21 protein-coding genes, 6 tRNA genes and 2 other RNA genes are annotated in these 24297 nt (G+C 52.9%); 18 read left to right on the top strand and 11 right to left on the bottom strand.

All coding sequences use genetic code 11. The annotated features are described in order from the left end of the window. Nucleotides 1-35: 35 nt before the first annotated feature. Nucleotides 36-1001 (bottom strand): glucokinase, encoded by a 966-nt coding sequence (glk, locus tag QNH99_RS07070; RefSeq protein WP_063880445.1) that lies wholly within the window; start codon nt 999-1001, stop codon nt 36-38. A gap of 162 nt (nt 1002-1163) precedes the next feature. Continuing rightward, on the bottom strand, nt 1164-2816 hold the full coding sequence (locus QNH99_RS07065) for a thiamine pyrophosphate-binding protein (RefSeq protein WP_410517480.1): 1653 nt from the start codon (nt 2814-2816) through the stop codon (nt 1164-1166). 219 nt (nt 2817-3035) lie between these two features. On the opposite strand from QNH99_RS07065, the gene mgrA reads away from it, so the two are divergent. Beyond that, entirely contained in the window at nt 3036-4025 is a 990-nt protein-coding gene (gene mgrA, locus QNH99_RS07060) for an L-glyceraldehyde 3-phosphate reductase (RefSeq protein ID WP_410517479.1), read from the top strand. Between the two features lie 153 nt (nt 4026-4178). After that, the gene (locus QNH99_RS07055; RefSeq protein WP_063880448.1) at nt 4179-4541 is read left to right on the top strand and encodes a DUF2502 domain-containing protein; all 363 of its coding nucleotides are present in this window, start codon (nt 4179-4181) and stop codon (nt 4539-4541) included. 48 nt (nt 4542-4589) lie between these two features. Here the strand turns inward: QNH99_RS07055 and QNH99_RS07050 are convergent, their stop codons facing one another. Together QNH99_RS07050 and QNH99_RS07045 are read right to left on the bottom strand one after the other, a co-directional pair. Then, nucleotides 4590-5273, bottom strand: a complete 684-nt coding sequence (locus QNH99_RS07050; protein ID WP_410516424.1) for an O-methyltransferase — start codon at nt 5271-5273, stop codon at nt 4590-4592. Nucleotides 5274-5391: 118 nt separating this feature from the next. Further along, nucleotides 5392-6633 carry an Nramp family divalent metal transporter gene (locus QNH99_RS07045; protein WP_063880450.1) on the bottom strand — a complete coding sequence of 414 codons (1242 nt, stop codon included), beginning with the start codon at nt 6631-6633 and terminating at the stop codon, nt 5392-5394. 362 nt (nt 6634-6995) lie between these two features. On the opposite strand from QNH99_RS07045, the gene QNH99_RS07040 reads away from it, so the two are divergent. Together QNH99_RS07040 and QNH99_RS07035 are read left to right on the top strand one after the other, a co-directional pair. After that, on the top strand, nt 6996-8186 hold the full coding sequence (locus QNH99_RS07040; protein WP_063880451.1) for a NupC/NupG family nucleoside CNT transporter: 1191 nt from the start codon (nt 6996-6998) through the stop codon (nt 8184-8186). Nucleotides 8187-8391: 205 nt separating this feature from the next. Continuing rightward, nucleotides 8392-9156 carry a nucleotidyltransferase domain-containing protein gene (locus QNH99_RS07035; protein WP_244181422.1) on the top strand — a complete coding sequence of 255 codons (765 nt, stop codon included), beginning with the start codon at nt 8392-8394 and terminating at the stop codon, nt 9154-9156. A 150-nt stretch (nt 9157-9306) separates the two neighbouring features. On the opposite strand, the gene QNH99_RS07030 is transcribed toward QNH99_RS07035, so the two are convergent. Next, a tRNA-Ala gene (locus tag QNH99_RS07030) sits at nt 9307-9382 on the bottom strand. Nucleotides 9383-9428: 46 nt separating this feature from the next. Next, nucleotides 9429-9504 (bottom strand) — tRNA-Ala (locus tag QNH99_RS07025). 362 nt (nt 9505-9866) lie between these two features. On the opposite strand from QNH99_RS07025, the gene QNH99_RS07020 reads away from it, so the two are divergent. Beyond that, the gene (locus QNH99_RS07020; protein WP_063880456.1) at nt 9867-10655 is read left to right on the top strand and encodes a formate/nitrite transporter family protein; all 789 of its coding nucleotides are present in this window, start codon (nt 9867-9869) and stop codon (nt 10653-10655) included. A gap of 111 nt (nt 10656-10766) precedes the next feature. Then, nucleotides 10767-11120 carry a YfeC-like transcriptional regulator gene (locus tag QNH99_RS07015; protein ID WP_063880457.1) on the top strand — a complete coding sequence of 118 codons (354 nt, stop codon included), beginning with the start codon at nt 10767-10769 and terminating at the stop codon, nt 11118-11120. A gap of 34 nt (nt 11121-11154) precedes the next feature. Here QNH99_RS07015 and gltX read toward each other — a convergent pair whose 3' ends face one another. Then, nucleotides 11155-12570 (bottom strand): glutamate--tRNA ligase, encoded by a 1416-nt coding sequence (gene gltX, locus QNH99_RS07010; RefSeq protein WP_256852653.1) that lies wholly within the window; start codon nt 12568-12570, stop codon nt 11155-11157. A 270-nt stretch (nt 12571-12840) separates the two neighbouring features. Between gltX and QNH99_RS07005 the strand changes: the two genes are divergently transcribed. The 7 genes from QNH99_RS07005 (at nt 12841) to QNH99_RS06975 (ending at nt 14290) form a co-directional block, all read left to right on the top strand. Continuing rightward, nucleotides 12841-12916, top strand: a tRNA-Val gene (locus tag QNH99_RS07005). A gap of 48 nt (nt 12917-12964) precedes the next feature. Then, nucleotides 12965-13040 (top strand) — tRNA-Val (locus tag QNH99_RS07000). Between the two features lie 41 nt (nt 13041-13081). Then, nucleotides 13082-13157: transfer RNA gene (locus QNH99_RS06995), tRNA-Val, on the top strand. A 4-nt stretch (nt 13158-13161) separates the two neighbouring features. Further along, nucleotides 13162-13237, top strand: a tRNA-Lys gene (locus QNH99_RS06990). Nucleotides 13238-13280: 43 nt separating this feature from the next. Next, nucleotides 13281-13412: non-coding RNA, RtT sRNA (locus tag QNH99_RS06985), on the top strand. 31 nt (nt 13413-13443) lie between these two features. Further along, a non-coding RNA gene (locus QNH99_RS06980) (RtT sRNA) lies at nt 13444-13575 on the top strand. Between the two features lie 364 nt (nt 13576-13939). Beyond that, nucleotides 13940-14290, top strand: a complete 351-nt coding sequence (locus QNH99_RS06975; protein ID WP_096012872.1) for a FlxA-like family protein — start codon at nt 13940-13942, stop codon at nt 14288-14290. Here QNH99_RS06975 and QNH99_RS06970 read toward each other — a convergent pair. Further along, nucleotides 14287-15207 (bottom strand): LysR family transcriptional regulator, encoded by a 921-nt coding sequence (locus tag QNH99_RS06970; protein WP_109717593.1) that lies wholly within the window; start codon nt 15205-15207, stop codon nt 14287-14289. The genes QNH99_RS06975 and QNH99_RS06970 overlap by 4 nt on opposite strands. Nucleotides 15208-15302: 95 nt before the next feature. Between QNH99_RS06970 and QNH99_RS06965 the strand changes: the two genes are divergently transcribed. Then, nucleotides 15303-16310 carry a bile acid:sodium symporter family protein gene (locus QNH99_RS06965; protein WP_063880461.1) on the top strand — a complete coding sequence of 336 codons (1008 nt, stop codon included), beginning with the start codon at nt 15303-15305 and terminating at the stop codon, nt 16308-16310. A gap of 44 nt (nt 16311-16354) precedes the next feature. On the opposite strand, the gene QNH99_RS06960 is transcribed toward QNH99_RS06965, so the two are convergent. The 3 genes from QNH99_RS06960 to zipA form a co-directional block, all read right to left on the bottom strand. Continuing rightward, nucleotides 16355-16573, bottom strand: a complete 219-nt coding sequence (locus QNH99_RS06960) for a DUF3820 family protein (protein ID WP_063880462.1) — start codon at nt 16571-16573, stop codon at nt 16355-16357. Nucleotide 16574: 1 nt separating this feature from the next. Further along, nucleotides 16575-18593, bottom strand: a complete 2019-nt coding sequence (gene ligA / locus QNH99_RS06955) for an NAD-dependent DNA ligase LigA (protein WP_256853007.1) — start codon at nt 18591-18593, stop codon at nt 16575-16577. A 67-nt stretch (nt 18594-18660) separates the two neighbouring features. Next, nucleotides 18661-19641, bottom strand: a complete 981-nt coding sequence (zipA, locus tag QNH99_RS06950; protein ID WP_256853008.1) for a cell division protein ZipA — start codon at nt 19639-19641, stop codon at nt 18661-18663. Nucleotides 19642-19859: 218 nt separating this feature from the next. Between zipA and cysZ the strand changes: the two genes are divergently transcribed. The 4 genes from cysZ (at nt 19860) to ptsI (ending at nt 24272) form a co-directional block, all read left to right on the top strand. Further along, nucleotides 19860-20627: a sulfate transporter CysZ gene (gene cysZ / locus QNH99_RS06945; protein WP_063880465.1), complete on the top strand. Its 768-nt coding sequence runs from the start codon at nt 19860-19862 to the stop codon at nt 20625-20627. A 141-nt stretch (nt 20628-20768) separates the two neighbouring features. After that, nucleotides 20769-21737, top strand: a complete 969-nt coding sequence (gene cysK / locus QNH99_RS06940; protein WP_410517478.1) for a cysteine synthase A — start codon at nt 20769-20771, stop codon at nt 21735-21737. A gap of 389 nt (nt 21738-22126) precedes the next feature. Next, nucleotides 22127-22384: a phosphocarrier protein Hpr gene (ptsH, locus tag QNH99_RS06935; RefSeq protein WP_003848868.1), complete on the top strand. Its 258-nt coding sequence runs from the start codon at nt 22127-22129 to the stop codon at nt 22382-22384. 160 nt (nt 22385-22544) lie between these two features. Continuing rightward, nucleotides 22545-24272 carry a phosphoenolpyruvate-protein phosphotransferase PtsI gene (ptsI, locus tag QNH99_RS06930; RefSeq protein WP_145394048.1) on the top strand — a complete coding sequence of 576 codons (1728 nt, stop codon included), beginning with the start codon at nt 22545-22547 and terminating at the stop codon, nt 24270-24272. Nucleotides 24273-24297: the final 25 nt, after the last annotated feature.

The raw sequence follows: 24297 nt of genomic DNA, 5'->3' as shown, positions 1-24297 counted from the left end.
GAACCCTTCCCGTTGGGGAAGGGCAATGGCGGTTATCAGAGAATACGGCCCAGGGTTTGACGCAGGTGTGCACCTGCACCTAACAAGCCTGGCTGATCGTGGGTGATCATATAGACCGGAATATCGGCAACGTAATCGCGAAAACGCCCTTTGTCTTCAAATGCCGCACGGAAACCCGAGGATTTAAAGAATTCCAGGAAGCGCGGCACAATGCCGCCTGCGATGTACACGCCACCAAAGGTGCCGAGGTTCAGCGCCAGATTACCGCCAAAACGCCCCATGATGACGCAGAACAGCGACAGCGCACGACGACAATCTGTACAGCTGTCCGCAAGCGCACGCTCACTCACCTCTTTCGGCTTCAGATTCTCGGGAACGCGTTGATCCACTTTCACAATCGCCCGATAGAGATTGACCAGACCCGCGCCTGACAGCACGCGCTCGGCTGACACATGGCCCAATTCTTCCCGCAACACTTCCAGGATTTGATCTTCTTCTTCGCTGTTGGCCGCAAAGTCAACGTGGCCACCCTCACCAGGCAGGCTGACCCAGCGCTTATCAACATGCACCAGATGACTGACGCCCAGTCCAGTCCCCGCGCCGTAAATGGCCACTGGCTTGTCTTTAACCGGCTCTTTGCCACCAAACTGGATCACATGTTCTGCGCCCAGCATGGGAATGGCCATGGACACCGCGGTGAAGTCGTTAATAATTTCCAGGTGTTCAAAACCGATGTTCTCTTTGAGCTTTTTGGTGGAAAAAGCCCAGTCATGGTTGGTCATTTCAACCCAGTCATCGGTAATCGGGCAGGCAATGGCGATACAACCGTCTTTGATATCCTGCTTTTGTTCATCAAGATAGTGGCGGATGACGGCTTCGAGGCTGTCGTAGTCTGATGTTGCGAATGTTTTGGCCTGGGAGATGCTGCCGCTTTCCACCTCACACAAAGCGAGGCGGGCGTTGGTGCCGCCGACATCGCCGACCAAGGCATAAGTTGTCATTCTTCTGGTGCTCCGCTTGGGGGTCTTAAAGAGTTGGAGGACACTATAAAATCCTGCCGATAAAACAACAACGCTCACCGAAGCTATGGGTGAGCGTCTGACTCGTGTGTGCAACAGCCTAACCGCGTTAGTCTGGCGTGCACAGAGGCAACTTTCCGAATCTCAACCGCCGTTGCGCTGGCTCAGGCAGGCTGAGACTTTACGCAGTAACGGCGGCAGGTCATCTTTTTGCATCACCACTTCAATAAACGACAGCCTGTGCTGTTGTTTAAGTAGCGTCATCAGTGCCTGCAACTGCACGGTTTCACTGATGCGCCAGCTCTGCGCCTGGCATTGCAAACTCATTGCCTGCGGCAGCGCTGTCCAGTTCCATTGCGCGATATCATTATAACGTTGAGCGGCACCATGAATCGCCCGCTCTACAGTATAGCCTTCATTATTGAGGAGAAAAATAATGGGATGCTGTTGATCCCGCAGCATGGAACCTAACTCCTGAATGGTCAACTGGGCCGAACCGTCGCCAATAATCAGGATAACGCGCTGAGCAGGCTGGGCAGTTTGCGCACCGAACGCGGCGGGTAAAGTATAGCCGATAGAGCCCCAGAGCGGCTGTACCAAAAGCTGCGCACCGACGGGCAACCGCAGCGACGCAGCACCAAAAGCCGCCGTCCCCTGATCGGCCAGAATAATATCACCCGGCTGCAGGAACGCCTGCATCGCCTGCCAAAAAGCAGACTGGCTGATGATGGCTGCATCCGGAACCGGCTCTGGGGGCGACGGCGGACAGGCGGCCTGCCAGTCGGCACCATGACGTTCAAACACCGGCAGTAACGCGCTTAGCGCATCCGCCATCGTCAGGGGTGCGAACGTTTGCCCCGCCACGCTGGCGCTGTGCGGCTGGATATCAATAAGCCGGGCCGGGCTGAATTGCTGGGTAAAACCGGCCGTAATCGTGTCGGTAAAGCGTACGCCAGCGCAAATCGTCACGTCCGCGTTTTCAATTTGCTGGCGCACGTCACCTTCACTGCCTTCTCCCGCATAGGTACCGACAAAACCCGGTTGCTGTTCATCCAGCACACCTTTACCCATCAACAAGGTGGCACAGGGAAACGCGCGTCCCGCCCGCAAGGCTGCCAGTGCCGGTTGCTGCTGCCAGCGCTGCGCCAGAAAATCGGCGAGCAGCGATACACGCTTCGCAGGTGCCAGCAACCGCTCTGCCGCCTGCTGAAATGCGATGCGCACCTCATGAGGTGAAGCGGTAGGGCGCATTAGCGGCTGCTCAGGCGCTGAGGTTTGCCGCTGGGCCACATCCACCGGCAGCATTAAATAGCCAGGACGGTGCTGCTGAAGCGCGGCCAGGATGACCCGGTCAATTTCAGCCGTGGCATTGTCGGCCGTAAGCTGTGCCGTGGCAGCGCTCACCTCCTGCGCCATGCGGATGAAGTGACCAAAGTCGCCGTCTCCCAGCGTGTGATGCACACAATCCCCCTGCTGCATCGCCTGACTCGAAGGCGCGCCCACAATGTGGATAACGGGCACATACTCGGCAAAGCTGCCCGCCAGACCGTTAATAGCGCTGAGTTCACCCACGCCAAACGTGGTCAGCAGCGCCGCTACGCCTGAGCAACGCGCATAGCCATCGGCTGCATAGGCTGCATTCAGTTCGTTAGCGCATCCCACCCAGCTAATGTCCGGATGGGCAATAACACGGTCGAGAAACTGCAGATTGTAGTCGCCCGGCACACCAAATAAATGCCTGACACTGCACTCCTGCAAGCGAGCCAACAGATAATCACCAACCGTAAAATCGGACATAGCGCGTTCCTTTTAGGGGATTGTTCTGATAAGTATCTGACATGGCGTAAATTTGGCGAGAACGGCTGCAGATTTTAGCCAATCTATTGCATGGCAAGCCCGCGTTACGACCGTGTATTATTCCGTGAATATGCGACTTCACGCGGATTAATACTGAGTGTAAGCGTATACACTCCTCCGGTTTTGGTACATTTATTCGTTTTCACTCAGGACCCTTATATGACAGCTTTCCCTCATCCGGACCGATATCAGCATATGCAGTGGCGTCGCAGTGGGCGCAGTGGCCTGAAACTTCCTGCGATTTCACTGGGCCTGTGGCATAACTTTGGTGACAGCACACAGTTGGATGTCAGCCGCCAGCTATTGCGCCACGCTTTCGACTGCGGTATCACGCATTTCGATCTGGCGAATAACTACGGCCCGCCTCCTGGCTCAGCTGAAACGAATTTTGGTCGTATCATGCGTGAAGATTTTCAGGCACACCGCGACGAATTGCTTATTTCGACGAAAGCCGGTTACACCATGTGGGAAGGCCCGTATGGTGACTGGGGTTCGCGCAAATATCTGGTGGCCAGCCTGGATCAGAGTCTGCGCCGAACGGGACTGGAATACGTTGATATCTTTTATCACCACCGTCCCGATCAGGAGACGCCGCTGGAAGAAACCATGCGCGCGCTGGATCATGTCGTACGTCAGGGAAAGGCGCTGTATGCCGCGATTTCAAACTATCCCGCGCAACGGGCGGCTGAAGCGATGGCGATTTTGCGCGATCTGGGTACGCCTTGCCTGATCCATCAGCCTCGCTATTCGTTATTTGAACGCACGCCAGAGCAGGGATTACTTCAGACACTGGATGAACATGGTGCAGGTTGTATCGCGTTCTCACCCCTGGCAGGCGGTGTCCTGACCGATCGCTATCTACAGGGTATTCCACAGGATTCACGCGTTGCCAGCGGCAGCAAGTTCCTCAACGAAAATCAGCTTACTGATGAAAAAATGGAAAAAGTCCGCAAGCTAAACGCCATTGCTCAACAGCGCGGCCAGAAGCTGGCGCAGATGGCGTTAACCTGGGTGTTACGTGATCCACGCATTACATCAGTGCTGATTGGGGCCAGTAAAACGGCACAAATCGATGATGCAGTACAGATGCTGAATCAGGCTCCTCTCACGGATGACGAGCTTGCCGCCATTGAGTCTGCCCTGCAGTAACATGCGCCGCCTGCTTCGCCGGGCGGCCATGCCGGAATACTCTTAAACCCTGATTTTTCGCGGTTTTTCAGACGGTTTCCACAGGTTTCTCAGACGCAATATCGACAGAATAGCGAACCAGCAGCGGAGACACGCTGCCGTCAGGAGAAAATCATGATACGTGGAATTTTACTGGCTGCCTTTGTAGCCATGTTAACGCCGCTGGCAATGCACACCGCTCAGGCCTCAGGGTCATCAATTAATCTTGCGCCGGGCGTATCGCTTCATCTGGGCGATCGCGACCGCCGCGGCTATTACTGGGACGGCAACCGCTGGCGCGAGCCGCGCTGGTTTAACGATCGCTATGCGTATAAAGAGCGTCGCTGGTGGCGACACGAAGCGTGGCGACGTCATCAGCAGTGGGAACGTGAACGCCAGTGGCGCGCGCGCGACCGGCAACGTCGTTGGGAGCATGAACGACGCCACTGGCACCACGAACGCCGCGCGCACCACCGTTATCCGGAACGCTATCGCTAAAGCGCGTCGGTCGGCCCGCGCATCGGCAGATCACCTGAGGCGATAGCGCTAGAGGTGTTTCACTCTTGCCATAACAAACCCATCCCAGCCCTTTTCACCTACGGTTTGAATGGCTGTGGCCTCCAGACGGGCATCGCTGGCCAGCAGCTCGAAAAACGCACGTACCCCCTGCACGTTGATGTCTGCGGAATCGGCATCGGTTACCGCCCCGCCGCGCACAACGTTGTCGGCGATAATCACGCTGCCAGGACGAGCCAGGGCTAATGCCCAATTCAGGTAAGCGGGGTTATTTTTCTTATCCGCGTCGATAAAGATGAGATCAAAGGGTCCCTGCAGGTGAGGCAGTACATCCAGCGCCGCACCGATGCGCAGATCGACGCGTCCAGACAACCCGGCATTGCGGATGTTATCACTGGCAACCTGCGCATGATGGGCGTCGGCTTCAAGGGTGGTGATTTTCCCTTCTTCGCCCAGCGCCTGCGCCATCAGGATGGTGCTGTAACCCCCAAGCGTGCCGATTTCCAGTACGCGTGCTGCGTTTAGCATTTTTATAAACAGTGCAAGCATGTTGCCTTGCAGGGCAGAAACGTCGTGGGCAGGCAGCCCCGCCTGACTGTTGGCAACCAGCGCGGCTTGAGCAAGGCGATCGGTAGGGAGGAGTAACTGAGAAAAATAGTCGTCGACCGCGGCCCATTTTGCGTGGTCTTCTGAAGGATAATCCGGCTTCCGCATCATTCTGCTCCTGAATCATCAAGACAGAAGAAAATATAAACCAATGCGGATAAACCTCAAGACAATATCATTCACATCGAAAACAGACGCCTGCCTGACCGTTTATCAGGCAGGCGCGTTACATTCCCATTGCCTGACCGATTAACAGATAAGCGTTAAGACTCACCACCAGCACCACGATGACGCGCCCCGTATTTTGCATCAGCCGTGAATTGACCAACGCATCGCCCATCAGCTCGCGGTTGCCGGTAAACGCCAGCAGCGGAATGAGTGCCAGTGCGATACCGAAGCTGAGCAGCACCTGACTCATGACTAACACGCGCGTCGGGTCCCAGCCCGCCCAGATTACGAGAAACGAGGGCACCATGGTCACTGCACGTCGTACCCACAGTGGAATATAGAATTTAATAAACCCTTGCATAACCACCTGACCGGCCAGGGTGCCGACCACGGTTGAAGACAGCCCCGCCGCGACCAGGCTTAGGCCAAATACCGTTGCGGCAGCGTGCCCCAGCAGAGGCTGTAGCGTGGTGTAAGCCTGATCGAGTTCGGCAATCCCACTGTGGCCGCTAAAATGGAAGGCGGCAGCGGCCGTGGCCATCATCGCCAGGTTGACAAACCCCGCAATGGTCATGGCAATGGCGACATCCAGTTTGGTTGAGGAATAGCGCTGAGCCTGACTGTCATCGCTTTTCCCCTGGGTTAAGGCGGAATGCAGATAAATCACGTGCGGCATAATGGTGGCTCCCAGTACGCCGGCGGCAAGAAAGACCGCGTCGGTATTGGGCAGTGACGGCAGTGCCATGCCTTTAACCAGTTCACTCACTTTTGGCTGTGAGAAAAACAGCTCCACAATGTAAGCCGCCGCCACAAACAGCAGTAGCCCGCCAATCACCAGCTCCAGCGGTTTTTGCCCACGATTTTGCAGCATCAAAATTAGCACGGTGGCTACGCCGGTCAGCACGGCGCCCTGCATCAGAGATATCCCCAATAGCAGTTTGAATCCCAGGGCTGCACCGATGAACTCTGCCAGATCGGTCGCCATGGCAATGATTTCTGCCTGCACCCAATAGAACCATACCGCCGGACGGGGAAAACGATCGCGGATATGTTCAGCCAGGTTTTTACCCGTTGCGATGCCCAGCTTTGCTGACATTAACTGAATAAGCATGGCCATGATGTTGGCCCATACCACCACCCACAGCAGTTGATAACCGTAAGCGGCACCGGCCTGAATATTGGTCGCAAAGTTACCCGGATCGATATAGCCGATAGCGGCGATAAAAGCAGGCCCCAACAGGGCGAGTTTGACTTTTCTGGCTCCGCGAGCGGCGCGCTCGGCGGCACGGCTTTCAAACATAGTGGCTACCCTGTCTTTGTTTTACCTGTGCAGCTTAAGGCGACGCAGGCGCAAGTGAAATTTGGTTTTGGTAATCGCTGTAATAGATAGTGCTATAAAGTATAGCCTTTGCTATACCCTGCGTATGTAAAAACCCTACAACTTAAGGCGCAATTCCGTCACTCTACGTGTTGTGTAAATTACAGACAATAGATTTAAGTGAATATGATGTGAAGAATTTGGTTACAGGGCGTGATCGGTGAGAGTTTTCTGAGAAATTTGGCGATATTGAATACTTATATTGTGGTAGAGATCTCGTTTTTCGGTAAGCCGTTACATAGAATACGCAGCAAAATACAATCCTCCTCAAATTTGGAGCAATCATGTCCCATATTTTGCAGTTTCTTTTAGCACTAGTGGTTGTCGGTGTGCTGGCCTTGCTGGTCAGCCACGACAGAAAAAGTATTCGAATTCGCTACATCGTACAGCTTCTGGTCATCGAAATCATTCTGGCATGGTTCTTCCTGAACTCAGAAGCCGGTCTGGGCTTCGTCAAAGGATTTGCCGGTTTCTTCGATCATCTTCTGAAATATGCGGCTCAGGGCACTAATTTCGTCTTTGGCAACATGAATGATAAAGGCCTCGCCTTCTTCTTCCTGAACGTGCTGTGCCCCATTGTCTTCATCTCGGCGCTGATCGGTATTCTTCAGCACTTCCGCATCCTGCCATGGGTGATTCGCGGTATCGGTACTGTGTTGTCCAAGATTAACGGAATGGGCAAACTGGAATCGTTTAACGCCGTAAGCTCTCTGATTTTGGGACAGTCTGAGAACTTTATCGCGTACAAAGATATCCTGGGCAAAATGTCACAACGTCGTATGTACACCATGGCGGCAACCGCGATGTCGACGGTTTCTATGTCTATCGTGGGTGCTTACATGACCATGCTGCAGCCTAAGTATGTGGTCGCGGCGCTGGTGCTGAATATGTTCAGTACCTTTATTGTGCTGTCGCTCATTAACCCTTACCGCGTAGACAGCGAAGAAGATCTGCAGTTGCAGGACCTGCATCAGGGTCAGAGCTTCTTTGAGATGCTGGGCGAATACATTCTTGCTGGTTTCCGCGTCGCCATTATCGTTGCGGCCATGCTGATTGGTTTTATCGCACTGATTTCCGGCCTGAACGCGCTGTTTGACTTCATTTTCGGTGTCACCTTCCAGGGCGTGCTGGGTTATGTCTTCTATCCGTTTGCCTGGGTAATGGGCGTGCCGTCTGGCGAAGCGCTGCAGGTTGGCAGCATCATGGCAACGAAACTGGTTTCCAATGAGTTTGTGGCTATGATGGATCTGCAGAAAGTTGCCGGTCAGCTGTCACCCAATGCAGAAGGCATCCTGTCGGTGTTCCTGGTCTCGTTCGCTAACTTCTCGTCTATCGGTATCGTTGCCGGTGCGATCAAGGGCCTGAACGAAGAGCAAGGTAACGTGGTTTCACGCTTTGGTTTGAAACTGCTGTACGGCTCAACCCTGGTCAGCGTGCTGTCTGCGGCGATTGCAGGCCTGGTACTGGCATTCTGAGTTAGCGCTCTGCAAAACATTAAGGCGAGTCAAATGACTCGCCTTTTTTGTCTTTATCCCGCCTGTTTGCTGGCTTGTGTTCAGACACAATGCTTGATCACGCTTACCACACTCATCAATACTGCCCGACTAGTGGGAGCGCGCCCCGATTATAATCCAGAGCGAATCCCCTCTTTCCATCGGTTATGTTTGTTTAACAGGAGCCATGATGAGTCTGGACCCCGACGGCTATATTCCCACGCTGCCGACAGCTGACATTCAGCCGGCGTTTCAGGCTGTCGTCAACGCAGCCGTGGCCCGTCTGAGCGCTGACTATCGGGATGGCCTGCACAGCATTTATCTTTACGGTAGCGTGGCGTGCGGAAACGCCGTCAAGTGCAGATCGGATTTAGATCTGTGTTTACTCTTCAGCCATCCACTCCGGCAAGAGCAGCAAGACAGACTGTCAGCGTTAAAACAGGCACTGGCGGAAGAGCATCCTGTGGTGAGTAAAGTCGATTTTGATATCGGCACGGTCAATGAGGCACTCGCGCCGGAAAACCGCCTTTCCTGGGGCTACTGGTTAAAGCACCACTGCCGCTGCCTCTATGGCCTGGATCTCTCTGTGTACTTTGAACGTTTCCGCCCGTCCCGCGCGTTGGCACGGGCAATAAACGGTGATGTCGCAGCGGTATTGAGTGGCTATGCCACGTTATTATCCCGCGCCAGCCAGGCTCGTGAGCAGCAGCAATATCAGCGCGCGGCGGCCAGAAAACTGATTCGCTCAACCAATATGTTACGCACAGATAACGATATCGACTGGCCACGCAGCCTGGAGGATCATGTTGTACGATTCGTTGCGCTTTATCCGGAACGTGAAGACGCGATCACCTTCTTTTTAGCAGAGAGCAAGACGCCACAGGCAACTGTTGCGGAATTTACTTCACGCCTTAATGATTTCAGTCGATGGCTGTTGCAGCAATTAGGTTGAACGGGGGCGGAATCCAGGCGTTAAGTGGAATGAGAATGCAACGCAGTGCAGTTGAAAGATGTCAGGAGGCGATAAGCGGGATATATATAACAGATGTGCTTATAAGCAAGCGCTACGAACAAAATGATAATGGCTGAAAAGCCAGAGATTTGGTGGAGATAAGCGGGATCGAACCGCTGACCTCTTGCATGCCATGCAAGCGCTCTCCCAGCTGAGCTATACCCCCACATCTGGAAATCGTTTTTTCAGTGCCAAACTTTTGGGAAGAAGTTTGGTGGAGCTAAGCGGGATCGAACCGCTGACCTCTTGCATGCCATGCAAGCGCTCTCCCAGCTGAGCTATAGCCCCGTACCGAAAAAACCGTCGTGTTAAGCGACGGACGGCATAATATGAAACCCCCCATGGAGTGTCAACGGCAAAATCACATTCTGTGTTTGATCGCTGAAAAAGACGGCAAACTCAGCGTGATGACGGGCGTTTGTTTCTCTCTTGCCCTTGTTAACATCATGAAAGGAGCCTGGGTTTGATGAGTAATTTTTTATCGGCTGCTAGGTTAATACGCGGTTAAATATGTTATAGGAATTATCTTGTCTTCCCTGTAATGTCGTGTAAAACTTAGCCCGCTATGTAATACGGCTGCATGGTTTTCTCCAGCGCACCGTTCTTCAACCAGGCGTTTTCGCTCCAATACTAAAATCAATAGAGAATATATGTCGCTGCATACACCCAAAGAGATCGCCCAACTGGCGATTCAGGCTGGCGTGGCAAAAAGCCATGCCTCCATTAGTTCCTTAATTATTCTTGGCTTCATGGCAGGCGCCTTCATCGCTACAGGCTTCTTGTTGGATGTCCACGTTATCAACTCACTCCCAGCGGACTGGGGTTCATTTGGCGGCTTTTTAGGTGCTGCGGTGTTCCCGGTCGGTTTAATCCTGACCATTCTGGCCGGTGGCGAGCTGTTAACCGGCAATATGATGACGTTGCCTGTTGCCTGGTTTGCACGCCGCGTAAGTGGCTACAGCGTATTACGTAACTGGTTCTGGGTAACCATTGCGAACTTCCTTGGCAGCATCGCTATCGCCTGGTTCTTTGGGCATATGCTGGCCATGACCGAAGGCGACTACCTGAAAAAGACATTGGCTATTGCTAACGCAAAAGTGCATGCCGATTTCCTGCACGCCTTTATCTCTGGCATCGGCTGTAACTGGCTGGTATGTCTTGCCGTGTGGCTGGCATTCGCCAGTAAAGACGTGGTAGGCAAAATTTTCGCTATGTGGTTCCCGGTTATGGCGTTCGTCGCCATTGGCTTCCAGCACGTTGTCGCGAATATGTTCATCATCCCTGCTGCGATTTTCGCCGGACAGATGAGCTGGGCTGAATATTTCCCCAATTTCGTGGCGGTATTCTTAGGTAACGCCGTTGGCGGTGCCGTCTTCGTTGGTCTGGCTTACTTCCTCGCTTTCCGCCCCGCTGCCGAGCAGCCACGCACCGCGCAATAAACTTTCTTTGCCTTTTGTTGAGAGACAAAAGGCAATTTCGTTTCCAGTTACTTTCACGCGTTACGATTTGCTGTAATATGTATGGCTAATGTATTTAACAGGGACAGCATCGTGAAAAAGGAATGGCTAACTCCGGAAGAACTGGCAATCGAAACGGGCTACAGTCGGCAGACGGTGAACAAATGGATCAAACGCGAGAACTGGACGACCACGCCAAAGCCGGGTGTTCAGGGCGGAAAAGCAAGACTGATTCATATTGATGAACGCGTGAAAAGTTTCATTCAGTCGACGCGCAATCTTAATGAACCCACGGCAAATTACACGCCTCCAGCGAATTCTTTACCTGCGTTATTGATAAGCTCTGTCCAGCAAATGAGTCAGAATGAACAAGATCAGCTTACGGCGTTGATTCTGCGGGAAGGGATTAAAGGTGTACTCGGCCGTCTGGGGATTAGTGAAGAGTAAGAAACCGGAAGCGTAATGCTTCCGGTTTTTTTTATTAGTTCTGTGCTTCGCGCTCGGCAATAAAGGCCAGCGCTTTTTCAATACGCGCGACACTGCGGGTGCGACCAATCGCTTCCACCGTGACATCCAGTCCTGGGGACTGACCTGCGCCGGTCACGGCAACGCGCAGTGGCATTCCCACTTTACCCATGCCTACGCCCAGCTCATCCGCGCTCTGCTGAATCGCCTGATGCACGGTTTCGGCATTCCAGTCAGTCAATGCAGCCAGCTTATCGCGAACCACTTCCAGTGGTTGACGTGCAACCGGACGCAGATGCTTTTTCGCGGCATCGGCATCGAATTCTGAAAAGTCCTGATAAAAATAGTGGCATGACGCCGCCATCTCTTTCAGCGTCTTACAGCGCTCACCGAGCAAGGTCACCAGCTTCGCCAGCTCCGGGCCAGTGCGGGTATCAATATTCTGCTGTTCGATGTGCCATTGCAGATGTGTTGCCACATATTCTGGCGGCAGCGCGTTGATGTAGTGATGATTTAACCACTGCAGCTTTTCGGTATTAAAGGCGCTGGCGGACTTACTGACCGCGTCCAGGCTAAACAGCTCTGTCATTTCTTTGACAGAGAAGATTTCCTGATCGCCATGAGACCAGCCCAGACGGACTAAATAGTTAAGCAAGGCTTCTGGCAGATAGCCGTCATCACGGTATTGCATGACGCCTACCGCACCATGTCGCTTAGACAGTTTTTTACCGTCGTCGCCCAGGATCATAGAAACGTGGGCATAAACCGGTACCTGTGCACCGATAGCCTTGAGAATATTGATCTGGCGCGGGGTGTTGTTGATGTGATCTTCACCACGCACAACATGGGTAATGCCCATATCCCAGTCGTCGACCACGACGCAGAAGTTATACGTCGGTGAGCCATCGGTGCGACGGATTATCAGATCGTCAAGCTCCTGATTGCTGAACTCAATCGGGCCACGAATCTGGTCATCAAAAATAACCGATCCCTCTTGTGGATTACGGAAGCGCACCACATGCGGTTCATCATCGGCATGATGTTCATGGCTGTCGCGGCAACGGCCGTCGTAACGCGGTTTTTCACCGTTAGCCATTTGCGTTTCACGCAGCGCTTCCAGACGCTCTCTGGAGCAGTAACATTTATAAGCCGTACCCGCTTCCTGCATTTCATCAATAACGGCGTTATAGCGATCGAAACGTTTAGTCTGGTAATAAGGACCTTCATCCCAATCCAGGCTCAGCCAGTTCATCCCATCCATAATGGCTTCAATGGCTTCCGGTGTTGAACGCTCAAGATCGGTATCTTCAATGCGCAGCACAAACTCGCCCTGATGATGACGGGCAAAGAGCCATGAGTAGAGGGCGGTACGCGCGCCACCTACATGTAAGAAGCCGGTGGGGCTTGGCGCGAAGCGAGTTTTGATTTTCATTCAGTATTGCCTTAAATGCGCAGGTTCGTTGTCTGGATGACAAAAAACAGGTTAGACGCGAAAAGAGTGCGCATATTCTAGCATCTGATGATGAATCCTCAATGCATGCAAGGCAGCTGAGCGCCAGCAAACCCTATATTTCTGCTAAGAAAACCAGCACATTGGATAAAATCGCTACGGGATGTTTAAAATTAAACCGAACGCACAATTATGTTTTAAAAAGCGTTGACTCAAAATCAACTATCCCTATAATGCGACTCCACACAGCGGGGGTGATTAGCTCAGTTGGTAGAGCATCTCCCTTACAAGGAGGGGGTCGGCGGTTCGAACCCGTCATCACCCACCACTCTTAACAAGGTTTAAGATGGCCCGCAGTGTGCAAGAGATAAGATATGGGTGATTAGCTCAGTTGGTAGAGCATCTCCCTTACAAGGAGGGGGTCGGCGGTTCGAACCCGTCATCACCCACCATATCTTAGTCAGATGACACTCTTGTGAAGCAGTACCGAAGTGGGTGATTAGCTCAGTTGGTAGAGCATCTCCCTTACAAGGAGGGGGTCGGCGGTTCGAACCCGTCATCACCCACCACTTCGGGTCGTTAGCTCAGTTGGTAGAGCAGTTGACTTTTAATCAATTGGTCGCAGGTTCGAATCCTGCACGACCCACCAAATTCAGAAAAAAGCGCCTTCAGGCGCTTTTTTCGTTTCTGCGCTCCGATGTCTGACGTGCAGGATGAGAACCTGCTGCAGGTTCGACTGAATCGCAAAGCGATTCAGGCTGATGCGCCAGCATCACCCGAAGGGCGAGGCCCACCGGGCCGAGGCAATCCTGCACGACCCACCAATGTTGAAAGGCGCCCTAAAGGCGCCTTTTTGCTATGCGTAAAACGTGCGGGATGAGAACCTGCCGCAGGTTCGACTGAATCGCAAAGCGGTTCAGGCTGATGCGCCAGCATCACCCGAAGGGCGAGGCCCACCGGGCCGAGGCAATCCTGCACGACCCACCAAATTCAGAAAAAAGCGCCTTCAGGCGCTTTTTTCGTTTCTGCGCTCCGATGCCTGACGTGCAGGTTCGACTGAATCGCAAAGCGGTTCAGGCTGATGCGCCAGCATCACCCGAAGGGTGAGGCCCGGACGGGAGAAACCCTGTCCAACTTCCCTCTCCACATAAAGCCCTGGCGGCCCTTTTTCTTTTATGTGCTCAGATGACAGTCGGGTCCATCTTACCTGCTCGTCACCGCTTCTCTTCCCTGCCCGCCTTAACCTCACGTAAGAATGTAAGAATCTTTTCACATATTTAACACTCAGAGACATTAAGCTTTTCCTGTTAACGTCCGATAACCTAAAACGTCTAATTGTAAGGAGAGCCTCATGACAACTATATTAACCAGCACACCGAGTATCGGAAGCGGCAGTTCATCAGACACGGTCAATTCAAGTGATACCGCATCACAAATCGCCAGCCTGAATAAGCAGATTTCTCGTCTCAACGATCAACTGAAAAGTTTGGGCGACGATAAGACGATGACCACAGAGGAGAAAAAGAAGCAGCAAGATACGATTAAGGCACAAATCCAGGTTTTAGAAGCGCAAATCCAGCAGTTACAACGCAAAGAGCAACAGAAAGCTGAAGCAAAGCAGGCGCAAAAAGAAGGTAATACTGCCCCTGCAGATGGTGTTAATCGCCCTACGCAAAACAACCAACTTGACGTTTATATTTAAAACGCAGGTCTGGATTCGCGTTGTTGCGTCAGCAATCTTGCCTGCTGACGCACTTCCTGCCATATCGCTTCGGCCGCTGGCGTTAAAGAGCGATTTTTACGCTTAATTAACGTCAGGGTGCGATTGATCTCAGGATAGAGGCGCCGTACCGTCAGTGCGCGCCCCGCCGGTAGCGGTAATGCCAGAGCCGGTAAAATGCTGATCCCGATGCCCGCATCGACCATGGGAAAAAGCGTAGCGGGATGGCCGATTTCCTGGATCACGTGAATATTCACGTTCTGCTGGCGTAAAGCCGCATCAATTAATATCCGGCTGCCTGAAGCGTAATCCTGCAGCACCATCGTCCTGCCGTCCAACATAGACCACTGCGCCAGTGCTACCTCGGCAAGCGGATCGTCTTCCCGGCACAACAGCAGAAAAGGTTCGTCCAGAATCGCACAGCAGTCAAAATCCGTGTCATTAAGCGGGCCGATGACGATCCCAAAATCGACTTCAGCATTGCGTACACTTTCTAACACCCATTGCTGAACGCGATCGTGCAAAATGATCTTAATATCAGGATAGCTATGCTGGCTGGCGGCAAGACATTGCGGCATCAGGTGCGCAGAAATGGTCTGGCTGGCCGCGATTCTCACCGTCCCACTGCGCTGTTCACCGTAGCTGCGGATATCAAGCAGCGTCGTATTCATCTCTTCCAGCAGCCTTTCCATGCGCGATGCCAGCTGCTGTCCGGCCTCGGTCAGGACCACTTCGCGCGTCGTACGGTCCAGCAGGCGAACGCCGATTTCATTTTCCAACTCTTTTATACTGTGGCTCACCGCTGACTGGCTCAGGCCAATAGCCTGCCCGGCCTGGCTAAAGCCGCCATAGTGGGCAACGGCAACAAAGGTGCGTAGCTGACGCAAAGAGTAATTCATCGATTTCCCACATAGATTAATCTAATAAATTAATTTTATTTCTAAACCCGCATCACGCACAATCCTCTCAGACTTAATTTAACCGGATTGTAACGATGGGATTTTTACGTATAGACCCAATGATGATAAAGCTTATCATCACCGTGTTGTTGGCCTCTTTTATTCCTGCCAGAGGCGGCTTCGTTGACGTTTTCCAGTACCTCACTACCGCCGCGATTGCCCTGCTTTTCTTTATGCATGGTGCCAAGCTGTCGCGCGAAAAAATCATTGCCGGTAGCAGCCACTGGCGTCTCCATCTCTGGATTATGTGCAGTACGTTTGTGATGTTCCCGGCTATCGGCATGCTAATCGTCTGGTGGCATCCGGTGAACGTCGGCGCAGAGATTTATACCGGTTTCCTGTATCTGTGTATCTTACCTGCCACCGTGCAGTCAGCGATTGCCTTTACCTCGATGGCCGGCGGGAACGTTGCCGCCGCGGTATGTAGCGCATCGGCATCCAGCCTGTTGGGCGTATTTATCTCCCCGCTGCTGGTGAATCTGGTCATGGACGTCAACAGTAACGGGCCGGGCGATGGTCTGGAGCAGGTGGGAAAAATCATGCTGCAGCTGTTGGTGCCTTTTGTTCTGGGCCATCTGTCGCGTCGCTGGATTAGCGGCTGGGTGGAAAGACATCGTGGTCTGATTGGGATTACCGATCAAACCTCCATTCTGTTAGTCGTTTATTCCGCCTTCAGTGAAGCCGTGGTCAACGGCATCTGGAAACGCGTGGGCGTTGATACGCTGCTGTGGATTTTGGCGGGATGCGTACTGCTGCTGACGATCGTACTGCTGATTAACTACTTTGCCTCTCGTCTGTTCGGCTTCAGCCGCCCGGATGAGATCGTTGTTCTGTTCTGTGGTTCTAAAAAGAGCCTGGCAAACGGCGTGCCCATGGCGAACATTCTGTTCCCCGCCAGTGCGGTCGGCATCATCGTTTTGCCCTTGATGATCTTTCATCAGGTCCAGTTAATGGTGTGTTCGTTTATAGCCGGACGTTATAAGAAAACCAACGACATGCAGGCTAAAAAAGTAAAAGCCGCGGCGGTGGAATCGCAGAAGTAACCCAAACGCTGCCTCGTTGGCTTGATACCCACGAGGCAGCGTGCTTATTCACCGCGCTTTAAGGGCTTCACCAGCCCTTCCAGCCCTTCAATTTTAATGGTCAGCGTCAGCTGCATCAGCTCACCTAAACGCCCTGACGGAAAATCACCACTGCGGGCAAACCACAGCAAATAGGGTTCAGGCAAATCAATCAGCATCCGGCCTTTATATTTGCCAAAGGGCATGGCCGTATTGGCTATCTCAACCAGATACTGTTTATCCATTTCAGGCCCCCAATAACCGAATCATTTCAGCCTCATCAATCACCTCAATGCCCAGCTCCTGCGCTTTCACCAGCTTAGAACCGGCAGCTTCGCCAGCGATAAGCAAATCGGTTTTCCTGGATACACTCCCGCTCACTTTCGCGCCGAGCTCGGTAAGACGGGCCTTGGCATCGTCCCGGTTCATCTGTGACAGCGAACCTGTGAGCACCACGGTTTTGCCTGCAAATGGACTGTCAATCTCTTCGGCTTTCACCACCACCACTTGCGGCCAGTGAATGCCAATATCCTCAACCAACTGACGGATGACTTCCCGATTGCTCTCTTCTTCCATAAAGTTGCGGACATGCTTAGCGACGACGGTGCCGACATCCTGCACCGCAATCAACGCATCAAGATCGGCGTCCATCACCTTCTGCAACTCACCAAAGTGGTTGGCCAGATTAGCCGCCGTGGCTTCTCCGACTTCACGAATCCCCAGTGCATACAGGAAGCGCGCCAGCGTGGTGGATTTGGCCTTCTCTAACGCATCGACCACGTTCTGCGCTGATTTCGCGCCCATGCGATCCAGACCGGTCAGGGTTTCACGGGTTAAACGGAACAGATCCGCTGGCGTTTTGACATACTCTTTTTCCACCAGTTGATCGATGATCTTATCGCCCATGCCATCCACATCCATGGCACGGCGCGACACAAAATGCTTCAGCGCTTCTTTGCGCTGCGCGCCACAGATCAACCCACCAGTACAGCGCGTCACGGCTTCGCCTTCGATGCGCTCCACATCTGACCCGCAGACCGGACAGTGGGCAGGAAACACGATTTCACGGGCATCCTCAGGACGTTCGCTGGCGATGACATTCACCACCTGAGGGATAACGTCACCGGCACGGCGAATAACCACCTTATCGCCGATACGCAGGTCAAGCCGTTCAATCTCGTCCGCATTATGCAAGGTGGCATTGCTGACCATGACGCCTGCCACCTGCACCGGCTCCAGTCGGGCGACAGGCGTAATCGCCCCTGTGCGGCCGACCTGGAATTCGACATCACGCACTACGGTCATCTGCTCCTGAGCGGGGAACTTGAAGGCCACAGCCCAACGGGGCGCGCGGGCCACAAAGCCCAGTTTTTCCTGCAAATCCTGAGAATCGACTTTGATCACCACGCCATCAATATCAAACCCCAGCGCTGTACGCTGGGCTTCAACGTCGTGATAAAACGCCAGAGCCTCATCGGCATTATGAGCCAGACGAATACGATCGCTGACGGGCAAACCCCAGGCTTTAAACTGTTGCAGACGCGCCATGTGGCTGCGCGGCATCTCGCCCCCTTCCAGCAGACCTAACCCGTAGCAAAAGAAGGTCAGTGGTCGTTTCGCGGTGATTCGCGGATCAAGCTGGCGCAGGGAACCCGCTGCCGCATTGCGCGGATTGGCAAAGACTTTGCCCTCGGTACGGCGCGCTTCAGCGTTCAGCTTTTCGAAACCGCGTTGGGTCATAAAGACTTCACCGCGCACTTCGACGCGGGCGGGAATATTCTCGCCTTTAAGCCGCAGCGGGATGGCGCGAATCGTCCGCACATTGGTGGTGATATTCTCGCCGGTCGTTCCGTCTCCGCGTGTGGCGGCACGGGTTAACAGTCCATCTTCATACAAGAGGCTGACGGCCAGGCCATCCAGTTTGAGTTCGCAGCAGTAAACCAGATCGTCGCTGCTTTTCAGACGATCCTGAACGCGTTTGTTGAACGCTCTAAAGCTGGCTTCATCAAAAGCATTATCCAGTGACAGCATGGGAACTTCATGACGTACCTGCTCAAACACCATCAGCGGAGCAGCACCCACGCGTTGCGTCGGTGAATCCGGGGTAATCAGATCGGGATGTTGTTCTTCAAGCTCACGCAGTTCACGCATCAAACGGTCGTATTCCGCATCGGGAACGTCCGGCGCATCCATTACGTGATAAAGGTATTCATGATGGCGCAGCGTAGTGCGCAGTTCGGTGATGTGTTCCTGGACGGATTTCATATAACCCCATCAGATAAAAAACCCCCGACAGGCGGGGGTTTATCATAACAAATTGGAAAAGTGCGGATCAGTCTCTGGATTCAACCACATCGCGGATACGCGCTTTGTAGGTTTCCAGTTTCTGCGGCGTCATCATGCGGCGCTCGTCATCAAGTACCACGCCACCGACATCGTCCGCAATGCGCTGTGCCGACTGCAGCATCAGTTTGAAATTCTGATTCGCATCACCATACGACGGCACCATCATGAAAATGGACACGCCAGGCGTAGTGAAGTCGGTCATTTCGTCTGGATTAAATGAGCCGGGTTTGACCATGTTAGCCAGGCTAAACAGCACCGGGCCACTTCCGGCCGGACTGAGATGGCGATGGAAGATGTTCATTTCGCCATACTGGAAGCCGGCCTGCAAAATGCCCTGTAACAGCGCTTCACCATTAAGTTGACCACCAGAATGGGCGGCAACATGCAGAACCAACACGGCTTCTTTCGGTTTGCTGCTGGCCGCCGGTCGGGACTCGGGCTGCTTAGGCTGCGGCGGGCTAACCACTTCTGGCTCAGGCTCAGGTGCCGCCTGGTAAACCGGATTAGGCTGCACCGCATCCAGCGGGTCGGCATCCAGCAGAGGGTCCGCCTGTACCGGAGGCGCGGCAACAAAGGTAGGCTGCTGGCGTGCTGGCGCGGGCCGTTGCTGGGGCGTAGGTTCAGACGTTGGCGCTGGGGCAAAAAGCGGATCGCTGTCAGGCCCGGCGGTGGATGACTGACGCGCACGCGCTGCTGTGACAGGCTCGTCCGGCTGCACGCGAGTGTCATCGAAATGAGGCTCCTGGTGTTCGCGCGTGTGGCGCACACGAACTTCACCGACGCCTTCTGCTACGTCATCGGTCAGGGTCTCATCATCATGTTCATCACGTTGTTTCAAACGTTTGTGAGGGCGATCGCGGAACACTGAAGAGCGCTCTTTACGGCTGGTCCACAGTCCGTGAATAAGAAGCGCTATAATGGCGATCGCGCCAACAACGATTAATATCAGACGCAAATCCTGCATCATTGTATTCTCTGTTGTTCCAATACCTTGCCACCGCGGCAAACTTTATTCTCTAACTGTATTTGCCCTGCCAGATAAGTGCAAGTCTGTGCAGTATTTTCTCACAAATAAGATAGACCACCCACGCTTTTTCGCTGTTTTTTTACCCAAACGGCACCTGGCCAGCAGAAAAAGCCAGGTTATAGTGGGCGCGCCTTAACATCTTCAGGAGAATGGGCTCTATGGCTGTAAACAATTCGGTATCCTCTTTTAACGGTGTGCACTACTTCAGCCAGGGCTGGAAGCTGGTCAGATTACCCGGCATCAGGCGCTTTGTGATCATCCCTTTACTGGTCAATATCGTTCTGCTGGGCGGCGCTTTCGTGTGGCTTTTTTACCAGCTGGATACGTGGATACCACAGTTAATGTCCCATGTGCCAGACTGGCTGCAGTGGCTGAGCTATTTGCTGTGGCCGCTGTCTGTGATTTCCGTCGTGCTGGTGTTCAGCTACTTCTTTTCCACCCTAGCCAATCTGATTGCTGCCCCCTTTTGTGGCCTGCTGGCAGAACAACTGGAAGCGCGCCTGACCGGCAAACCGCTCCCCGACAGCGGCTGGGTCGGCATGCTCAAAGATATACCGCGTATCATGAAACGTGAATTACAGAAGCTGGGCTACTACCTGCCCCGCGCGCTTGGCTTACTGCTGCTCTACTTTATTCCGGGCTTTGGGCAAACTGTCGCGCCGGTGCTGTGGTTTATGTTCAGCGCATGGATGCTGTCCATTCAATACTGCGACTATCCCTTCGATAACCATAAAGTAGGTTTTCAGCAGATGCGCCATGCCTTGCGTCAGCACAAGACGGCGAATATGCAGTTTGGGGCGCTGGTCAGCCTGTTTACCATGATTCCTGTGGTTAACCTTGCCATCATGCCGGTGGCGGTTTGTGGCGCAACGGCGATGTGGGTTGATCGCTATCGCACGCGCCTTGCCCGCGCGAACCCAGGCTAAACTCATCAGCCAGCCTTATGCGATTTTTTGCAGGTCTTATTGCCATGAGACATATAGATATATGATTTCTTTCCTTCCGCCAGAAAGAAGAACAGGTATGCTCTGAGGGTTCCCAATAATTCATACAGTTAAGGACAGGCTATGAGCAAGATTTATGAAGACAACTCTTTAACAATTGGTCATACGCCGCTGGTTCGACTGAACCGCATCGGTAACGGCCGCATCCTTGTCAAGGTTGAGTCCCGTAACCCAAGCTTTAGTGTGAAATGCCGTATCGGTGCCAATATGATTTGGGACGCAGAAAAGCGCGGTATTCTTAAGCCCGGCATTGAGCTGGTTGAGCCGACCAGTGGTAACACCGGGATTGCCCTGGCGTACGTGGCTGCCGCACGCGGTTATAAGCTGACGCTGACCATGCCGGACACCATGTCCGTTGAGCGTCGTAAACTGCTGAAAGCATTGGGTGCGAACCTGGTGCTGACCGAAGGCGCAAAAGGCATGAAAGGCGCAATCGGCAAAGCTGAAGAGATTGTTGCCAGCAATCCGGATAAATTCTTGCTGCTGCAGCAGTTCAGCAACCCGGCTAACCCGGAAATTCATGAAAAGACCACCGGTCCGGAAATCTGGGAAGACACCGATGGTGAAGTGGATGTGTTTATTGCCGGTGTCGGCACCGGTGGCACCCTGACAGGTGTGAGCCGCTACATCAAAAACACCAAGGGTAAAAAATCGTTGATCACGGTGGCGGTCGAGCCAACCGATTCTCCCGTGATTGCTCAGGCAATGGCAGGCGAAGAGCTGAAACCTGGCCCACACAAAATTCAGGGCATCGGGGCCGGCTTTATTCCGGGCAACCTGGATCTGGCGCTGATTGACCTGGCTGTCGCGATCACCAACGAAGAAGCTATCTCTACGGCACGTCGTCTGATGGAAGAAGAAGGTATTCTGGCAGGTATTTCCTCTGGCGCTGCCGTCGCCGCCGCGCTGAAGCTGCAGGAAGACGAAGCCTATGCCAACAAGAATATTGTGGTTATTCTCCCCTCTTCTGGTGAGCGCTATCTGAGTACTGCCCTGTTTGCCGATCTCTTTACCGAGAAAGAACTGCAGTAAGCGGGAACGCTTTCGGATAAATGCTTAAAAAGCACCCAGATGGGTGCTTTTTTGTGGCGTAGATCTCACTTTTACCATGCGGCAGATTGATTTCAGTAACGTGGCTCTGGTATTTAGACTGCCAATTATTTCGAAGCCTGAAATTAATCCTCCTTTGAAGTGGATCAAGCTGAGTCAATATTCAGATTTAGTGAAAGGGCGAATCACGGCATAATTACCCGGTGACGTGCTCAAAACGCTTTTTGACACTCAGCGGGAAAGAAAGACTCATTCAAGCGCATTTGTCAGACAGTAAGATGTATACCCGCGCACCTACACAGGCTAAAGTTACGGCTCCAGGCTAGACTTTAGATCCATAACACTAATCCTGAAAAAGTTGGGGAAATAGAATGTTCCAGCAAGAAGTTACCATTACCGCACCAAACGGACTGCATACTCGCCCTGCTGCGCAATTTGTCAAAGAAGCTAAAGCCTTCCAGTCAGAAATCACTGTCACCTCCAATGGTAAATCTGCCAGCGCTAAAAGCCTGTTCAAGCTGCAGACTTTGGGTCTGACCCAGGGCACCGTTGTCACACTTTCTGCGGAAGGTGAAGATGAGCAAAAAGCCGTAGAGCATTTGGTTAAGCTGATGGCGGAACTGGAGTAATCTCCTTTCTGCACCGCTTTAAAACGACTCTTCTGCGCCATTGCGTGCAACATCTTGATCGCGGACAAACTGTCCGCGTTATTGCTTTCGTAGAGTACGTGTCCCACGACTATGGCAATGCAACGAGTCCAGTCAGCCATCGTGATAAAAAGGTAAGGTTATGATTTCAGGCATTTTAGCATCACCAGGTATCGCTTTCGGCAAAGCTCTGCTGCTGAAAGAAGACGAGATCGTCATCAACCGCAAAAAGATTTCAGATGATCAGGTTGAGCAGGAAATTCAGCGTTTTCTTCAGGGCCGTGGCAAAGCGGCTGAGCAGCTGGAAGCCATTCGCATTAAAGCCAGCGAAACCCTGGGTGAAGAAAAAGCAGCGATCTTCGAAGGCCACATTATGTTGCTGGAAGACGAAGAGCTGGAGCAGGAAATCACCGACCTGATCAAAAAAGATCACGCTACTGCCGATGCCGCTGTGAACTCAGTGATTGACGCTCAGGCTAAAGCCCTGGAAGAGCTGGACGATGAATACCTGAAAGAGCGCGCGGCGGACGTGCGCGACATCGGCAAACGCCTGCTACAAAATATTTTAGGTCTGCACATTGTCGACCTGAGCGCAATCCAGGACGAATCTATTCTGGTGGCGAAAGATTTAACGCCGTCAGAAACCGCACAGCTGAACCTGAAAAAGGTGCTGGGCTTTATTACCGATTTGGGCGGTCGGACTTCGCACACGTCAATCATGGCTCGCTCGTTAGAGATCCCGGCAATCGTCGGTACCGGTAACGTGACCGCCACGATCAAGAACGGCGATTTCATTATTCTGGATGGCGTGAACAATGCGATTCACATCAACCCGTCTGAAGCGGTTCAGGAAGAGCTGAAAGCCGTTCAGCATCAGTATCATTCAGAAAAACATGAACTGGCCAAGCTGAAAGACCTGCCGGCGGTGACGCTGGATGGTCATCAGGTCGAAGTCTGCGCCAATATCGGAACCGTGCGTGATATCGCCGGTGCCGAACGTAACGGCGCTGAAGGTGTAGGTCTGTACCGCACCGAGTTCCTGTTTATGGATCGCGATTCGCTGCCTACTGAAGAAGAGCAGTTCCAGGCCTATAAAGCCGTTGCTGAAGCGATGGGATCGCAGGCCGTTATTGTGCGTACCATGGACATCGGCGGTGACAAAGACCTGCCTTACATGAACCTGCCAAAAGAAGAGAACCCGTTCCTGGGCTGGCGTGCTATCCGTATCGCGATGGATCGTAAAGAGATCCTGCATGCTCAGCTACGCGCCATTCTGCGTGCATCCTCCTTCGGTAAGCTGCGTATCATGTTCCCGATGATTATTTCGGTCGAAGAAGTACGCAGTCTGAAAGCGGAACTGGAGCTGCTTAAAGGGCAGTTACGCGAAGAAGGCAAAGCGTTTGATGAGTCAATCGAAGTCGGCATTATGGTTGAAACCCCCGCTTCTGCCGTGATTGCCCGTCACCTGGCTAAAGAAGTCGACTTCTTTAGCATTGGGACAAACGATTTGACGCAGTATACTCTTGCAGTAGACCGTGGTAATGATTTGATTTCGCACCTGTATAACCCAATGACACCGTCAGTATTGAACCTCATCAAACAAGTTATTGATGCGTCTCATGCTGAAGGTAAATGGACTGGCATGTGTGGTGAGCTGGCAGGTGACGAACGTGCTACACTACTGTTACTGGGAATGGGGCTGGACGAATTCAGCATGAGTGCCATTTCTATCCCTGGCATCAAGAAAATTATTCGTAATACACATTTCGAAGATGCGAAGGCGTTGGCAGAGCAGGCACTGGCTCAACCTACGGCGGAAGACTTGATGAACCTGGTTAACAAGTTCATTAAAGAAAAAACGCTCTGCTGATCCACGAGATGCTGGCCCCAAATTA

The sequence above is a fragment of the Pantoea allii genome (assembly GCF_046529425.1).
Lineage (GTDB): Bacteria > Pseudomonadota > Gammaproteobacteria > Enterobacterales > Enterobacteriaceae > Pantoea > Pantoea allii.
Note: the sequence above shows the minus strand (reverse complement) of the source record. Positions and strands in the feature narration are given on the sequence as shown.

Coding starts and splice junctions, on each gene's coding strand:
- QNH99_RS07020 (WP_063880456.1), top strand. CDS start 9,867: ATGTCGCTGCATACACCCAAAGAGATCGCCCAACTGGCGATTCAGGCT.
- QNH99_RS07035 (WP_244181422.1), top strand. CDS start 8,392: ATGATGAGTCTGGACCCCGACGGCTATATTCCCACGCTGCCGACAGCT.
- QNH99_RS07050 (WP_410516424.1), bottom strand. CDS start 5,273: ATGCGGAAGCCGGATTATCCTTCAGAAGACCACGCAAAATGGGCCGCG.
- QNH99_RS06965 (WP_063880461.1), top strand. CDS start 15,303: ATGGGATTTTTACGTATAGACCCAATGATGATAAAGCTTATCATCACC.
- QNH99_RS06975 (WP_096012872.1), top strand. CDS start 13,940: ATGACAACTATATTAACCAGCACACCGAGTATCGGAAGCGGCAGTTCA.
- QNH99_RS07055 (WP_063880448.1), top strand. CDS start 4,179: ATGATACGTGGAATTTTACTGGCTGCCTTTGTAGCCATGTTAACGCCG.
- mgrA (WP_410517479.1), top strand. CDS start 3,036: ATGACAGCTTTCCCTCATCCGGACCGATATCAGCATATGCAGTGGCGT.
- ligA (WP_256853007.1), bottom strand. CDS start 18,593: ATGAAATCCGTCCAGGAACACATCACCGAACTGCGCACTACGCTGCGC.
- QNH99_RS07065 (WP_410517480.1), bottom strand. CDS start 2,816: ATGTCCGATTTTACGGTTGGTGATTATCTGTTGGCTCGCTTGCAGGAG.
- QNH99_RS06960 (WP_063880462.1), bottom strand. CDS start 16,573: ATGGATAAACAGTATCTGGTTGAGATAGCCAATACGGCCATGCCCTTT.
- QNH99_RS07040 (WP_063880451.1), top strand. CDS start 6,996: ATGTCCCATATTTTGCAGTTTCTTTTAGCACTAGTGGTTGTCGGTGTG.
- QNH99_RS07045 (WP_063880450.1), bottom strand. CDS start 6,633: ATGTTTGAAAGCCGTGCCGCCGAGCGCGCCGCTCGCGGAGCCAGAAAA.
- gltX (WP_256852653.1), bottom strand. CDS start 12,570: ATGAAAATCAAAACTCGCTTCGCGCCAAGCCCCACCGGCTTCTTACAT.
- cysK (WP_410517478.1), top strand. CDS start 20,769: ATGAGCAAGATTTATGAAGACAACTCTTTAACAATTGGTCATACGCCG.
- cysZ (WP_063880465.1), top strand. CDS start 19,860: ATGGCTGTAAACAATTCGGTATCCTCTTTTAACGGTGTGCACTACTTC.
- ptsI (WP_145394048.1), top strand. CDS start 22,545: ATGATTTCAGGCATTTTAGCATCACCAGGTATCGCTTTCGGCAAAGCT.
- glk (WP_063880445.1), bottom strand. CDS start 1,001: ATGACAACTTATGCCTTGGTCGGCGATGTCGGCGGCACCAACGCCCGC.
- ptsH (WP_003848868.1), top strand. CDS start 22,127: ATGTTCCAGCAAGAAGTTACCATTACCGCACCAAACGGACTGCATACT.
- zipA (WP_256853008.1), bottom strand. CDS start 19,641: ATGATGCAGGATTTGCGTCTGATATTAATCGTTGTTGGCGCGATCGCC.
- QNH99_RS06970 (WP_109717593.1), bottom strand. CDS start 15,207: ATGAATTACTCTTTGCGTCAGCTACGCACCTTTGTTGCCGTTGCCCAC.